This window comes from Halomonas sp. 5021 (genome assembly GCF_036663435.1).
Taxonomy (GTDB): domain Bacteria; phylum Pseudomonadota; class Gammaproteobacteria; order Pseudomonadales; family Halomonadaceae; genus Vreelandella; species Vreelandella janggokensis.
In genome coordinates this window covers 197,384-212,645 of record NZ_JAXOVU010000004.1, presented here as the reverse complement: position 1 = coordinate 212,645, position 15,262 = coordinate 197,384, and the positions used below count along the sequence as shown (strand labels likewise).

Below are 15,262 nucleotides of genomic sequence, written 5' to 3'. Positions count from 1 at the left end.
AGCGCGAGGACCGCTCGGCCGATGCAATAATCTCGTAACAGGCTCACGTTGGGGCCTAACCGGGTTGCCGTCAACGTTACCATGATGTTGCTTACGCCCCGGGCATGGTGAGCGGGCCTGCGCGCTCAACAACACGCTGCCAGGCTGAGTCAGCTTCAACGCGCTCGACGAAGCGTGCAATTGCCGGGTACGTCGACAAGGAATGTGTTGCTGCTACCGCCTGAAGGGGGAAGCTCATCTGCACATCCGCCCCACTCGGCCACGGGCTTGCAAAATGCTCGTGTGACGCCAGGTAGTCATCAATAAAGCGCAGGTGCTGATTGATTTGCGGATGCAAGAAAGTGCGGTTAACTGTCTGAGTAATGCCATTGGCGACCGGCTTGACCAACCATGGCGCGCGCTTGGGAAGTTGTCCGAACACCAATTGCATGACCAGCAGTGGCATCAAGGAGCCTTCGGCATAGTGCAACCAGTAACGATAATCGACCCAGTCATTGGCATTATCGCTATTTGGCTGGCAGCGGCCGTTGCCATAGCGCTGTAATAGATAATCGATGATCGCGCCGGACTCGGCAACCGTCAGCTCACCGTCTGTGATCACTGGCGACTTACCCAGCGGATGTACTTCCTTGAGCGATGCGGGGGCCTGCTGAGTGGAAGCGTCACGTTGATAAACGACGATCTCGTAGTCCAACCCAAGCGTTTCGAGGAGCCACAAAATACGGTGTGAGCGGGACTTTTCCAGATGGTGAACGTGGATCATAGTCACTCCATGGGCAATTGAGCACGCCAGCCATGGACTGGCGCCCGTCTTCCTTTCACTGTGCCCATTCAGCATAGCAGCGTTGGCCGCGTAGAAGAAAACCTCTCCATGACCCGGCAGCCAACGCTAACGTTAACTTAGGTAGTTCGTTCAGAAAGGCGCCGCAGGAGAACGTCCAATGGTGACACCTTACCTTCAAGCCAAGGCGCCAATAACCGCATCGAGAGTGGAATAAATACGAACACCATGATCGGCGTCAGCATCAGCGTGCTGACCATAACCCGTGGAAACATCGGCCAACTGGCGAACGTACTACCGAATAGCCAATGGAAAAGCAGCGACACAGGAAAAAAGGCGAGCCACACGGCCACGGCCTGCTTCCAGCGGGGCGGCGCTGGCGAGTTTGCCTGGAACCAGGCATCGAGACCAACAGCGCGATGCTCATGCGGGGCATCAAACAGGCCCTGGCCACGGGCCAGCCAGGCACGCCGGGAAGCCGAATGTTCCCAGGCAGCCAGTGTCTCGGCACTGCTGAAACGAAATATAATCTGATATTCATCATCGTCGGCGGGCGGTGCCAACACCCCGGACCCCAGATAACCGGGGAAGTCCGCGGCCAGATGGCGGCCTTCATTCAACCAGCGGGTGAAATGCGGATAACGCTCTTTGGCGACGCGACGCGCCACCATCAAGGTGACTGGTGAGGCAGACATGGTATATCTCCTGATAGCTCAGCAGCCGTCGCCGGATAGGCAGGCTGCCAACGTTCCCGGCGGGTAAGCCAGGACGTTCATTGAAGCGATCATTATAGCCTAGTCTGTTGCCTTTTGGTGGCCAGGACCCGCGGGGAGAACTTAACGGCTCGCCAGAGGGTGACGGCGTTCACCCCGCTGATACGCCCGCACATGCTGATAAATGTCAATGGCACTGCGCAACGCCTGTGCTTCATTGCGGTCAAGCTTCACCATCGAAGCTCCTTCACGGCCGTCGGTGCTCACCAGAGCCGCTACGTCCTCGCGGTGGCGCGTCAACACATGTTCAAGGTGCATGCGCACAAGACGGACTTCCAGACGGAAAGCGTCCTGCTGTTCTTTGCGCCGCATAATCTCCAATGGATCAGTGGCGGCCTCCATGATGCTTTCCAGGGTATTGTTGACCAGCTTTTCGGCCATATTGAGGTTGGGAACCACCTCGTAGACGACCTCATGTAGTGACACGTCAGATTTAGTATCGGGCATATGAACTCAACAGATACCAAGCGGATGAATACTTATAAATCGGCCTGTCTCAGAAAACTTTAGTCGATAGTGACCGTAAACGCCGTCGTGGGTCATGACACGACGCAGCGCTTCTGCCGGGAACACCACCCGTCGGCCGTCAAGGCTGTACGTATAGACCTGGGCTATGCGCCCCTCGTAGTGCGCCAGGCACGCCTCATAGGAGAGGTTAATCACCACATCAATCGTCTGCATCGCCTGTTTTCCTCGCCTCTGAGGCTCACTCGTCCAACGTTAACTTGCACGACCGACTTGCCTCACCGATACTTTACGATACTTCTTTATTTTCATGGAGCGCTTGCCATGACAATCGCCGTGCTGGGAGCTGCCTCTCTATCCGCTTGGGCATCACCCACGTTTAATGCAGGTTCGGCCAAGGTCACAACGGCTGAGCCCAAAGCGGCTAACGCGTCATCTGCAGAGCCAGAAGCCTCATCCGACGAAGTCTCATCCGACAATGCGACCAGCGGCGAGTCTGCGGGCCCAAAGCGCGCCGACGGTACGCCGATGGCCCCAGAAGAAATTGAACAGTTGGAGCAGCTCAAGCAGACCGACCGCGCCGTCAGGCAACACGAGATGGCTCACCAGACGGTTGGCGGTGCTTATGCGGGCGGGGCAAGCTACGATTACGAGGTAGGCCCTGACGGCCAGCGCTACGCTGTTGCTGGCGAGGTATCGATCAATTACGGCCCGGTGCCCAACGACCCCAAGGCCACCATCGAGAAAATGCAAACCGTGATTGCCGCCGCGCTGGCTCCCGCCGATCCTTCGCCAAAGGATTATCAGGTCGCCGCCCAGGCCAGGCAATACCTGCTTGAAGCCAAGCTTGAAGCGGCCATGCAGACAAGCGAAATGGCCCAGGCACGCGCCAGCGCCGAAGGTAAATCACCGACCAGCGATGCAATGACTGACAGTGCACTGAACCCCAGTAATGCGCCAAGCGCCGCTTAAGCCCTACGCCTGACTGTTAATGTATCTTTCCAAGCGCGTTCCAATCGGCTCGTCTCGGCCACGCGGCTAGCCATTGTGGCAATTCAGTCGCAGGCATGGGGCGTGCGATACCGTAACCTTGTGCCAACTCACAGCCCAGGGCGATCAGCGCTTTTGCATGCCCCAGCGTCTCAACCCCTTCCGCCAGCATCGGCCGCTGAAAGCGGTTTGCCATATAGATCACGCTTTCCACAATCGCCATGTCGTCCGCATCGCTTAACATATCGCGGACAAAGCTCTGGTCGATCTTGATCAGGTTCACCGGCAGTTGGCGCAAGTGGGTTAGTGATGAGAAGCCGGTACCAAAATCATCAATCGCAAAGTTGACCCCCAAGGCCTGGCATTTCGCCATGGTGTTCAACGCCGCTTGAATGTCATGCATCGCCGCGCTTTCAAGCACTTCGAGCTTGAGCATGGCCGGTGGCACACTGGGGTAACACGCTAACAACTCACCAAGGCGCTGGCTGAAGTTGTCCAGAAGCAAGTGCGAGGGGCTGATATTGACGTTGACGGGCAGCGAAATTCCCGCCGCTTTCCACTTCACCAGTTGGCGCATCGCCTCTTTCAACACCCACTCACCCAGGTCAACCTCAAGCGGCGTCGCCTCAATAGTGGGCAGAAACTGGCTGGGTGCCAGCAGTCCTCTTTCGGGGTGCTGCCATCGAATCAGGGCTTCCACCCCCACGACCTGCCCGGAACGCATATCGACTTGCGGCTGGTAATAAAGCCGCAGCTCATCGTTTGCCAATGCGTCCACAAAGCGCTGGCGTTGCTCGTGGCGGACCTGCAGCAGACGGTCATGGTTCGGATCAAAGACATGGAAGTTATCACGCCCCCGCTGCTTGGCCCGGTACATCGCCTGATGGGCATGGCGTAACAAGCCATCGCCCTGCGCCGGGTCGTTAGGATAAAACGTCACCCCCAGACTGACCGTCAGGTGGACCGTATGTCCTTCAATGAAAAGCGGTCTCCGAATGGAGGCCAGCAGCTTTTCGAGGAATACGTCGTCCACACCATGATGGAGCAGCAGCACAAACTCATCACCGCCTACCCGAGCCAGCACATCGTCGCCAAACAGCAGATGACTGATACGCTGCGCAAAGCTCGAGAGCAGCGCGTCGCCCACGCTGGAGCCAAGACGGTCGTTGATGGCTTTAAAAAGGTCGATATCCAGGGAACATACCGCCAGCGACTGCTGCTTGTTTTCAGCGTGCTGTATGGATTCCTGGATAAGCTGTGTCAGCAGTTGCAGGTTGGGCAGTCCCGTCAATGCATCAAAGTACACTTCCCGGTTAAGATGCCGCGCATGGGCAGGAATCGCGGATAGATCCGCCAGTACGATCACATGGTGATCAACGTTACCCTCGGCGTCGCGCACCCGATTGATCGACATCATGCCGGGATAAAACTGACCGTCGTGGCTACAGTAACTCACCTGACTTTTACTACGATCACGAAGATGAAGCTCTTCACGCATCAACCGGGTGGTGCGGCTATCGTCCAACGGCAGAATACTGAATGCCTCGGGCGTCTTGCCCTCCACAGCGTCCAGCATGCAGCCGGTCAGTTCACTGAAGGCCGGATTGACATCGATCACGCGGTTTTCTGCGTCGGTTATAATTATGGCCTCGTTGGCATGCAGGAAAGCCGCTTGGGCGGGTCCTAGGGCGGGCAGGCGAGTAGCGCCCGAGTCGTCGGGCTCATCGGCTTCGCCTGGGGATAGCGATAAAGCATGGGAATGAGGCAAAGACTGCGCCTTTGGCGTCGTGAAAGACTGGCTCATACGTCCCAGCGCTCCTCAATTTATAATAGTCGTCAATGTATTTTTAGCTGCGTCAGAGGCCTCCCCATACACAGCAGGTTCATTATATCATTACCTACTGTTAAACCCTGCGCGACACGACAATCGTCGCTAATCAACGCATTACAAAACGCCAGGCACTGTCCTTCAGTCACAGTTCATATCAAGAGGGCGCTCCAGTCAGCGCCCTCTATGGTTTATATCGGCCTAACTAAGCATAACTTGATGGCTGTCGCGCACCTGATACGTATTCATTCTTCGGGTCATATCATCAGCCTGCTCATCCAGCGAACGACTGGCCGCCGCGACTTCTTCCACCAAGGAAGCATTTTGCTGAGTGACGTCCTCCAGTTGAACCATGGCCCGATTAATTTCCTCAATGCCCGATGATTGCTCATGGGTCGCCGAGGCCATCTCATCCATCAAGCCCGCCATCTGCTTAACGCGCTGGGCGATACGTTCCAGCGTATTGTTGGTCGATGTTACCAGGGTTTCGCCCTCGGCAATCTTGTTCACGTTGTTATCGACCAGTTGACGAATCTGGCTCGCTTCGTCAGCGCTCCGGCTGGCCAGCTTGCGTACTTCATCGGCCACCACCGCGAAACCACGCCCATGTTCACCCGCTCGCGCGGCCTCAACCGAGGCATTCAGCGCCAGCAAGTTGGTCTGGAAAGCAATATTGTCAATCGTCGCGACAATGCTGGTGACTTGTTCATTGGCTTGCTGAATGAGCTGCATGGCTTGCTGGGCTTGCGACGCCACATGAGTCGCCTCTTTGGCTTCCTCGGCCACTTCGCCAGTCATCTTCTGAGCCTGTTGGGCGTTGTCAGAGCTCTGGCGGACCGTCGCTGTGATCTGCTCCATACTCGACGCGGTCTGTACCAGCGAAGCAGACTGCTCTTCCGTCCGCTGAGCAAGGTCCTGGTTTCCTTGCGCGATCTGATTGCTGGCCACCGCCACCGACTGTGCGTTGTGTTTGATCTCAGCCACCAGGTTCTCAGTTACCGCCGACGATTCATTGAAGGCGCGATACAGCTGCGATAATTCATCGCTACCCGGCACTTTCAAACGCTGGGTCAGATCGTTACCGCGCGTCTCAATGCTGGACAGTGCCAGATGCAGCGGTTGCGTAATTGCCCGTACAATCAATGCGGCAACGCCTATCGCCACCATACTGGCCACCAGCGCAATCCCCGCATATTGCCAGAGCGCCTGCTGAGCTTCCTGACGCAACGCGGCTGTTTGAGTCACTATCGAATCCGCCACCTGGTCTTCTAATGCCTTCAAACGGCCGATCTTCACTGTCTGCCATTCGAACCATTCCTCTGGGTCCACGCCGTAGCCGCCCTCGCTGGCTTGGCTGATGGCAAGTTCGCGCCGCTCCAGAAGTCGCTCGATCTCCGCACCGCTTAGCGCTTGAGCAAGCTGTTCGCGACTTGCTTCACTGGTCAGGACCCGAAAGCTATCCAAAAAGGCCTGTTCCTCGCCGAGCAGTGATAAAAAGCGTCGCAACATCTCGGCTGACATGCCATCCGCAGCAAACGCATTCGACAGCAGCGCCCGTTCGATACCGGCCAGGTCCTTGGCTTCCAATAGCTGATAATAAGCGCTCAGTTGGCGGGTGATATCACCTTCCTGAGTGAGATGCGCCAACGTACCTACAAACGCCATCAGTTGGCCGTTAATGCCGGTATAGTGACCAAGCGCCTCCCCCATCGTCACCTCCAGGTCATCAACGCGATCGCGAAGCGCCGGCTGGCGTTGCCAACGTTCATCAATCTCGCGCAGTTGCTGCTGGACGGAGAGCGTCAGCTGCGATTGATCCAGGGAAGCCCGCTCGTTATGAAACGCCTCGGCGGCCTCATCGGTATTGGGTCGCTGCTGGCGAAGCCGGTTGCCAAACGCGTCACCCTCGCTGCCTAAAAATCCAGCCGTCATCCCACGCTCTAACTGCATCTGATGAACAACATCACCGGCACGCTGAGCAAGCTCAGTCATTGCATGGAGGCGGTCAAACTCCTGCAGCGAAGTACGACGTTCCATGATCCCCTGAATGGCAAACCAGGCCAACGCGAGCAACGGCAATAGCAACACGCAGGCGAATTTGAGCCGCATCGGCATGCGGTTAACGATAGTTTTCATTGCTTAGCCTCAAACTGATAGCGTCGTTAGTGAGGTAAGCGGCATGCTCGCGTTTTTGTTATCGCGTCGTGTAACGCTTTGAACTGAGTGTGCCGCATCATGTCACGTAGTTAAATACGCTTAATGCTCATGGATTAGGTAGGTAGTCAAAACGAAGCATATTATAGGGAGCTGGAATGCACGCTAATTGACCCAGGTCATGAAACCAAAGAGTTATTAGACACGTTCAAACCTATCGTGGGGCGCTCACGGAGCGGGGCTTGCGGCACCCAGAAAGCGTTGCTGCCAGTAGTCGATATCCAGCGGCACGCTCACCACTTCACGGCCGCTGCCGGGGGCGTGAATCATCTGCCCCTGCCCGCGGTAAATGCCCACGTGAGTGGCTTTCTGGCGTGAACCAAAAAACAGCAGATCACCCGGGCGCGGAGCATTCGCCGTTGGCAGTTGGCGAAACTGCTGGTCGGCGGTACGAGGCACACGGATCCCCGCCGCTTGATAGACCATCTCGACCAGTCCGGAGCAGTCCAGACCGTCGGGTGAGTTACCGCCAAAGCGGTAGGGAGTGCCCAGCGCTTGCTGGGCATGGGAAAGAATCAACGCACGCTCCATGGACAAGCCCTCAGCCTCGTCAAGGCGTTCATTCAGGTCTGTCTTGTGACTGGCGCAGCCTGACACCATCATGAGGATTAAAAAACCTACAATAGGCACGCTGCGCGCGAAGGGCATGGAGGCATCTCTACTTTGACCGGTTAGTCTATAGCATGGCGCAAAGATCGAGACGCTGCCAAATCGATTAGATAATCGCGTGGCGTACCCGGGCAGATATCCACTCCGACACCAGTACGGTGGCAAAGATCATGACGAAAATCACGCTGACCTGATCCCAGGCAAGGCTGTTGATCGAAGCGTTCAACTGCAAACCGATACCGCCCGCCCCCACCAGGCCCAGCACAGTCGATTCGCGGATATTGATATCCCAACGGTAAACGCTGATACCGGCAAATGCTGGCATGACCTGGGGCAACACACCATAGTTCATTACCTGCATACGGCTCGCACCGGTCGCGCTGATCGCCTCGACCGGCGTGGGATGAATCTCTTCGATGGATTCGTAGAGCAGCTTACCCACAAAGCCGATGGAACGCAGAGCGATGGCAATAATCCCTGCCAGCACGCCGGGACCCAGGATGGTGACCAGCAACATTGCCCAGATCAGCGAGTTGATCGAGCGTGACGACACAATCACCACCAACGCGGCGCTGCGTATAAGCGGATGCGGTGTCGTATTGCGAGCCGCCAGAAACGCCACTGGAAAGGCCATGACAATGCCCAGCGCCGTGCCCAGGGTGGCAATGTTCAGGGTGTCCCACATGGGCTTCCATAGCACATTGGCATAGCCCCACTCGGGTGGGGTCATGCGGCTGATCAGATCGGCTCCCTGGCGGCCAGCGTCGTCGACGAACACCCACATGGTATTGTCGGAAATCAGCTTCCAGCAGAGCAGAAACAGGCTGACCCCTGCCAGCCAGGCCAGGTACTGGAGCCATTGCACGCGGGTCGTACGCCGCCGCCAGACCGGCTGACCCTGAGATGAGGTGGAAACGGGCATTCAACTACTCCACAAAGTATCGATTCAGAAAAGACTAATTCAGGGGTTACTGGGTCCAGCGACGGACATGACTAGAGGCGTACTCGCACAGCAATACGATGGCGATGATGATCAGCAGGATCGCCGCTGAGGTATCGTATTCGTAGCGGCTCAGCGAGGTGTTCAAGGTGGCGCCGATACCGCCTGCCCCGACAATCCCGATTACCGAAGATTCGCGGAAGTTGATATCCAGGCGGTACATGGAAAGCCCGATCAAACGTGGCATGACCTGGGGTTGAATCGCGTGATTCATGGTTTGCCACCAGTTGGCGCCCGTGGCGCGCACTGCCTCAACCTGACGCCAGTCCAGGTCCTCGATGTCTTCGGCCAGCAGCTTGGCCATGAAACCAATCGTCGCAAACGCCAGGGTGATCATGCCGGCAAAAGGCCCAAAGCCGAACATCACCACGAACAGGATGGCGATGATGACCTCCTGAAAAGTGCGCGACACCGCAATGATCGCCCGGCAGACTGTGTAAATCGGCAATGGCGCAATATTGCGCGCGCCCCCCAACCCGACGGGTATCGCCAGCAGCACCCCAATCACCGTGGAGGTCAGCGTCATGGTCAAGCTTTCCAGCAAACCCGCAACGATATCGTCGTAACGGCTGACAAAATCGGGCTGCATAAACGCGCCCAGAAAATTCACCGCACGGCCCGCCCCCTCAGCCACGCGCTCCCAGTCCACCTCTACCGAGGCGAGCGCCAACACAAGATACACCCCCACTCCGAGGACAATGCCCCAGCGCAATCGCGGGCTTGCGATCAGTGGAAGCCGGCGCCACTCGCCGCGGTGTGCCGCTTGCTGGCGCGCCGTCAACATCTCGGCCTGCTCGCTCATCGTGCGCCTCCGACGGCCATTGCGGGGGCCGCGCTGTACGAGGCTGTATCGGGCGGGTCATCGCTAACCTCGTCATCCATTGGTTCGGGCGTGGTATCCCAGTCCTCCTCGCCGTAGATCGTAGTGAGAATCTCGCTGGTGAGCTCACTGGGGTCACCGTCAAAGACGATTTCCCCCGCCCGCAGTCCGACGATGCGGTCGGCAAACTGCTTCGCCAGCGCCACATCATGGATATTGATAATCGCCGCCAGGTCACGCTCGGCACACAGCTCACGAATCAAGCGCATGATTTGGCGAGAGGTTTTCGGGTCAAGGCTGGCGGTGGGTTCATCGACCAACAGCAGCTTGGGGCTCTGCAACAGGGCCCGGGCGATCCCCACACGCTGACGCTGACCGCCCGATAGCGCATCGGCACGCTTATCGATGGCGTGCGTCAAGCCAACCCGCTCCAACAGCCGAAACGCTTCCACGACCGCTTCCTGAGGGTAGCGGCGCAGAAAGCTGCGCCAGAAACCCACGTAACCCAACTGACCTGAGAGCACGTTTTCCATCACGGTGAGTCGATCAACCAGGGCATACTCCTGGAAAATCATGCCCATGGAACGCCGCGCATGGCGCAGCTTGTGGCCGGAAAGCTTGGTAATTTCGGTATTTTCCAGGCGAATGCTGCCCTGGGTAGGCTCCACCAGCCGGTTAACACAGCGAATCAGGGTGCTTTTACCGGCGCCGGATGGCCCGATCAGCGCCATCACCTGTCCCTTGGGCAGGGTTAACTCTATATTGGCCAGCGCCCGATCGCCGGTGGGGTAGCGCTTGGCTACGCCGCTTAGTGTCAACATTTTCCACCTCAAACATATAAAGAAACGGCCAGAAAGGGGAGCCTTCCTGGCCGGTTAACAACGTCCACCTGGCGATCAGTCGCAGTCGTAGGTCACCCCATTGGCATCAGCGATGGTGCGAATCACTTCCCAGTTATCCTGATAGGTAATGGGGATAAACTGGGCTTCGCCGGAGTTGGAGAATTCTTCCTCCAGGGCGGTGCCTTCCCAGTCATAGCTGAAGAAGGCGTCCTGAATGTCCTGCGCCAGTTCGGGTGCCAGGTTATGGGCCGTACCGTAGGCAGTGGTCGGGAACGTTTGCGAGGTATAAATGACATCGTAATCACCTTCTTCCACGACGCCACGCGACAGCATCCGACGCGCTACCGAGTTGGCGATGGCCGCGGCCTCATAGTCTTCGTTGACCACGCCTAGAACAGAGTTGTCATGTGAACCCGAGAACGCTGTCTCAAAATCTTCTCCCGCTTCCATGCCGTATTCGGAACGCAGTAGCGCTGAAGGCGCACGGAAGCCCGAGTTGGACGTCTCGGAGGTGAATGCCAGTTGGCGGCCCTGCAAATCTTCAACGGACTCAATACCGCTACCCGGGTAGGTGATAATTTCCATTTCATAGCCAAAGCTGCCGTCCTCGGCGGCCATCATGGCAAACGGACGGAAACCACCGCAGTTGACCGCTACTGGCACACCACCCGTATTAAAACCGGCGACGTGCAAACGGCCCGCACGCATGGCTTCCTGCTGGGCAGCGTTGGACTGTACCGGGAAGAACTGCACCTCTTTACCTGTGGCGTCACTCAAATGATCCAGGAAGTCAGACCAGACATCGGCATAGACAGCGGGATCTTCGACCGGCGTATAGGCAAACACCAGCGTGTCCGGGTCTACCCACTGGGCGTCATCGCTGGGGACATCTGCCATCAGATCGCCGTCCGCATCCTGATAGCGGCTGGAAAGATCGGCCTGAACCGCCACGGCTGAAAAGGCAAAGGCACTGGCAACGGCGGCGCTAATGAGGGTACGAGGAAGAGATAACGTCTGCATGGATCACCTGATGCGTTGTTAGAAGACACAACGATACTGACGCGCTCAGATGACAGGGGCGGGACATTCAGATGACCCATTGGTGACGTTTTGACGACCGTAATGTGTCATTACGCTTTCAAGCTGGCAGCGTTGCGGCTACGTCGCTCGACAAACAGGCTGTTGCCAGGAATTTTTTTGGCCTGTTGCTTTAACTCCGAGAGTTCGGCAGCGACATCCAGGGCCTTACAGTCGGCGACGGGTGGAATCGGCTTGACGGCAATCGAGACGCTGACAAACGGAAAGAAGCTGATTGTCCCCTGCCGGTTTTCGATGTGGATTCCGCCACGCTTGCGGTCGTCCTCTTCATAAAATCCCGGCGCCATCAGCTCCATATGATGCAGGATCTGCTGGCAGGCTTTTTCCCAATGCGCCAACGGCAGTAGCAGCATGAAATCATCCCCGCCGATATGGCCGATGAAGCCACCGACGCTATCGGCCTGAGCCTCCAGCAGCCGGGATAACGCAATGATCATGTGATCGCCCCGGGCATAGCCGTAGGCGTCGTTAAAAGCCTTGAAATTATCCAGGTCGACGTAAGCAGCGGCCACCCCCTCACCGGCATTCAGGTAGCGGCCAAGGGTTTCATTGATCAGGATATTGCCCGGCAACCCGGTAAGCGGGTTGGCATGGCGCGCCTGGCGAACCTGGATGGCAGTAATTTCACGCAGCAAGTCGACAATATTGCCCATGCCCAGGTAGTGGCTATTTTCATCGACAATCACAAAGTCTTCCTGCTCGATATCGCGGCTATCCGTCAGTTGCTGACTCAATATATCCAGCGGGGTACTGGCATTAGTGATCAATGACTTGGTATCGGCGACATCCAGCACGCACCGCTTGGCATAAAGCGCATGGCTGTAGGGGTTGGTAAACAAGGTGAGAAACGCATTACGGCGCACCACGGCCACTGGCCTGCCGTCATCGACCACCGCTACGCAGCGAAGACTCGACTGCTGTCGAAAGCGCTCGGCCAGCGTAAGAACAGCACAGCTAGGGGTGACCGCTTCAATCGCCTGACAGATCGAACGGGCCGTTCGTCCCGCTGGGTTTGCCAGCGGTTTAGCGGCAGGCAGCCGCATATGTAGCTGAAGCGGAGGCTCCGCGCTGGGTCTGGCAAAATAAAACCCTTGCAGCAAGGCCAGGCCACGATCGAGCTCCCACAGGCACAGGTGCTCAGCGGCGGTTTCAACGCCCTCCGCTATCAATTGGCAGTCCAGACTACGCGCAACATCCAGAATAGAGCGTAGAAACTCGCGCTTGGCGGGCTCATGATCGATGCCCGAAATAAAGTGGCGATCCAGTTTGACGAAGTCCGGGCGCAGTTCCGACCAGTGGCGCAGGCTTGAGTGGCCCGCGCCGAGATCATCCAAGGCCACTTGAAAGCCCATGTCGCGATAGTGATCCACTGCCTGGCGCATCAACTGGTAATCATGAATGGGCACGTGCTCGGTGAGTTCGATCACTACGCGCTCTGGAGGAAGGCCGCTTTCGCGAATAAAGCCTAGCGTCAATCCTTCGCGAAAATCACGTTCCAGGATGGTGAGCGGCATGACGTTCAGAAATAGTAGACTAGGCAGCTCGAGTTCGGCAAAGCGTCGTATGGCCAAGCGACGGCAAAGCAGGTCCAACTCAACCAGAAGCCCTGCCTGAGTGGCGACTTCAAACAACCGCAGCGGCGAATAAAGCGGAGAAGAGCGAGGCCCACGAACCAGTGCCTCGTACCCATAGATGGCTTGCTGGCTGGCATCCACAATGGGCTGAAAAAGGACCTGCAAGTCTTCTGTATGAATGATGCGATTGAGCCATTGCGCTTCTTGTGCGGTCATTGCCTGTTCGTCACATTAAATAACAATCGGATATCCCTAGCGTTTTTATCCATGAGATAAGCTTGGGCCAATACCGTGACGAAATGATGACAGACGCTATAACTCCTAACGCGCCGGTATATCGGGCGGTGGAAAACAGGCTTCTCCTCCGCTGGCGTCCAACTGGCGAATGTCGACCGGGCAGCCGTGTTCGTCGAGGGTCACCAGCCCGATACCGCTGGCGTTCCAGAGGCGTTCACCAGCACTTGCACGGTCGGGATCACGGGGGTGAACACTCAGCTTGCGGCGCTTGGTAAACCAGTTGAGCGGTGACCAGGGGGCATACAGCCAGCGATTGAGCCGGTCAAAGGTGTCCAACAGCGAATCAGGAAAGGTATTTTTGACCCCGCTGGAAGTGATCTGCCATAGCCTGGGCGCATGCTTGCGGTGACGCACCACGATGTCGTAGGCAAAGGAGTAGTGCACATCGCCGGACAGGATCACGTAGTTGCCGGGCGTTTTGGAATGCTGCCAAATCTGCAATAGTACGTTCGCAGCCCCGCGATGCGCCATCCAGTTTTCGGCGTCGACCATCAGCGGTTTGCCAGCCAGGGTAAACAGCTTCTGGATACCTTCGATCAGCTTGACGCCAAACATCGGCGCGGGTGAAATGATCACTGCGCTGGGCGCCCCGATCAACGCCTGCTGCATTTCAATCAACGCCTCCCAGTCCATCAACCCGGAAGGACGCTGCGGGTGTCGCTCGTTACGCCAGCGGCGCGTACGGGTGTCCAGCACGATCAATGGCGGTTCGCCGGAGACCTGAAACGCCCACCCCTGAAACGCCAGCAGGCGGTCAATCAGGCCGTCTTGCGCCACGTTGGCGAGATAGCCGGTGCTGTCTACCGACTCGAGCATCGCCTTGGTCTCGTCAATCAGCGGGTTGAGCTTTTCAGGCGCGTTACCCCACCCCTGACAAAGCAGGTAAGCGATCAAGGCATTGCCGATAATCTGCTTCGAGAACGGGTGACCGTAGGCACTTTGCTCCCATTCAGCGGTCAGATTCCAGTCGTCGGTTACATCATGATCGTCGAAGATCATCAGACTGGGCAAATGCGCCATGGCGCGCGCACACTGAGGCAAACCCGCCACAAACGCCTCGATCACGCCCTGCTCCTGCTGATAAAGCGCGTCGTCCTTGTCACCCAGTGACGGCTGAGAGGGCGCAATAACCTGCCATGCCACGGGCGACCAAACCAGGCAATACATGGCCAACATTTCGCCCAGCGTCATCAGATGATTCTGCGCATTGGCCGAGGTAAAGACGGGCTTTTTCACGCCGCCAAAAAAGCGTTCGCGAAGCGCCACGTTGCTGGTGGTATCCGGTAGTAACTGGCTGCGCTGATAGTAGCTGTCGGGGGACGTATAGAGCGCCTGGCTGTCACTGATGGTCGCCCCTTCCAGATACTCATCGACCAACCCCAGGCGTTCCGTCAGGGCATGAATCGCGCGCAGCATCGGCCCTGCCACGTCATCCACATACACCTGATCGCCGGTCATCAGCAGCCAAGCGGGCCATTCGCCTGGCGTCGTCTGACGCTCGGCCAACCATTGGTCAGCACGCACCAGACCGTCGGCGCTATCATGGTGGGGCTTGCGGCAGGAGCCGTGCATCAAGCGATGATGGCGCGAGGCAATCACAAACCCCGGGTAGTCCTGGCCGTCGTAGCATAACCACGGCGCCCACTCAGGAAGTGACTGGTAACCACCATCGCGCTGCTGCACTTTCAGGTCATAGGCAATGCGCTCATCGCGGGGCAAGGGGCTCGCCAACGGCACGTCGATCAAATGGATAAACGCATGTTGCCCGACAGGCAGGCATTGCTGATAAGCCGCGAGCGGATACGTCTGTGCTCGCGGCCCGTCGGGATGCAGCACCAGGGACATGGTGAGCGGCCGCGACGTCAGGCACCACATCACCCACCGTGAAGGGGTGATGCGGCGCAGAATGGGGCCAACCAATACATCCGGGAGGACTGCCGCGTGGTGGTTCATGGATCGCTCCTTGCCTGT

14 protein-coding genes are annotated in these 15,262 nt (G+C 57.5%); 1 reads left to right on the top strand and 13 read right to left on the bottom strand.

The window, feature by feature from the left end:
• Positions 1-91: 91 nt before the first annotated feature.
• The 4 genes from R3F64_RS09595 to R3F64_RS09580 all read right to left on the bottom strand — a co-directional run bounded on the left by R3F64_RS09595 (position 92) and on the right by R3F64_RS09580 (position 2,235).
• Positions 92-763, bottom strand: a complete 672-nt coding sequence (locus R3F64_RS09595) for a glutathione S-transferase (protein ID WP_332611124.1) — start codon at positions 761-763, stop codon at positions 92-94.
• A gap of 137 nt (positions 764-900) precedes the next feature.
• Positions 901-1,476, bottom strand: coding sequence for an antibiotic biosynthesis monooxygenase (locus R3F64_RS09590; RefSeq protein ID WP_085917685.1), 576 nt, complete (start codon positions 1,474-1,476; stop codon positions 901-903).
• Positions 1,477-1,617: 141 nt separating this feature from the next.
• Positions 1,618-2,001, bottom strand: a complete 384-nt coding sequence (locus R3F64_RS09585) for a hypothetical protein (RefSeq protein ID WP_085917684.1) — start codon at positions 1,999-2,001, stop codon at positions 1,618-1,620.
• Between the two features lie 6 nt (positions 2,002-2,007).
• Positions 2,008-2,235: a DUF2835 domain-containing protein gene (locus R3F64_RS09580; RefSeq protein WP_085917683.1), complete on the bottom strand. Its 228-nt coding sequence runs from the start codon at positions 2,233-2,235 to the stop codon at positions 2,008-2,010.
• A gap of 108 nt (positions 2,236-2,343) precedes the next feature.
• On the opposite strand from R3F64_RS09580, the gene R3F64_RS09575 reads away from it, so the two are divergent.
• Positions 2,344-2,991 (top strand): putative metalloprotease CJM1_0395 family protein, encoded by a 648-nt coding sequence (locus tag R3F64_RS09575; protein ID WP_332611122.1) that lies wholly within the window; start codon positions 2,344-2,346, stop codon positions 2,989-2,991.
• A 16-nt stretch (positions 2,992-3,007) separates the two neighbouring features.
• Here R3F64_RS09575 and R3F64_RS09570 read toward each other — a convergent pair whose 3' ends face one another.
• The 9 genes from R3F64_RS09570 to R3F64_RS09530 form a co-directional block, all read right to left on the bottom strand.
• Positions 3,008-4,813, bottom strand: a complete 1,806-nt coding sequence (locus R3F64_RS09570; RefSeq protein WP_332611120.1) for a putative bifunctional diguanylate cyclase/phosphodiesterase — start codon at positions 4,811-4,813, stop codon at positions 3,008-3,010.
• 225 nt (positions 4,814-5,038) lie between these two features.
• Entirely contained in the window at positions 5,039-6,973 is a 1,935-nt protein-coding gene (locus tag R3F64_RS09565) for a methyl-accepting chemotaxis protein (RefSeq protein ID WP_332611118.1), read from the bottom strand.
• A 246-nt stretch (positions 6,974-7,219) separates the two neighbouring features.
• Entirely contained in the window at positions 7,220-7,699 is a 480-nt protein-coding gene (locus R3F64_RS09560; RefSeq protein ID WP_332611116.1) for a C40 family peptidase, read from the bottom strand.
• Positions 7,700-7,766: 67 nt separating this feature from the next.
• The gene (gene phnE / locus R3F64_RS09555; RefSeq protein WP_332611113.1) at positions 7,767-8,582 is read right to left on the bottom strand and encodes a phosphonate ABC transporter, permease protein PhnE; all 816 of its coding nucleotides are present in this window, start codon (positions 8,580-8,582) and stop codon (positions 7,767-7,769) included.
• A gap of 46 nt (positions 8,583-8,628) precedes the next feature.
• Positions 8,629-9,462, bottom strand: a complete 834-nt coding sequence (gene phnE / locus R3F64_RS09550) for a phosphonate ABC transporter, permease protein PhnE (RefSeq protein WP_332611111.1) — start codon at positions 9,460-9,462, stop codon at positions 8,629-8,631.
• Positions 9,459-10,301 (bottom strand): phosphonate ABC transporter ATP-binding protein, encoded by an 843-nt coding sequence (gene phnC, locus R3F64_RS09545; protein ID WP_264825346.1) that lies wholly within the window; start codon positions 10,299-10,301, stop codon positions 9,459-9,461. The genes phnE (R3F64_RS09550) and phnC overlap by 4 nt, the downstream gene beginning before the upstream one ends.
• Before the next feature lie 75 nt (positions 10,302-10,376).
• Entirely contained in the window at positions 10,377-11,342 is a 966-nt protein-coding gene (gene phnD, locus R3F64_RS09540) for a phosphate/phosphite/phosphonate ABC transporter substrate-binding protein (RefSeq protein WP_085917675.1), read from the bottom strand.
• Between the two features lie 110 nt (positions 11,343-11,452).
• Positions 11,453-13,210: a bifunctional diguanylate cyclase/phosphodiesterase gene (locus R3F64_RS09535; protein ID WP_264825345.1), complete on the bottom strand. Its 1,758-nt coding sequence runs from the start codon at positions 13,208-13,210 to the stop codon at positions 11,453-11,455.
• Between the two features lie 105 nt (positions 13,211-13,315).
• Positions 13,316-15,244 carry an alkaline phosphatase family protein gene (locus R3F64_RS09530; protein WP_332611107.1) on the bottom strand — a complete coding sequence of 643 codons (1,929 nt, stop codon included), beginning with the start codon at positions 15,242-15,244 and terminating at the stop codon, positions 13,316-13,318.
• Positions 15,245-15,262: the final 18 nt, after the last annotated feature.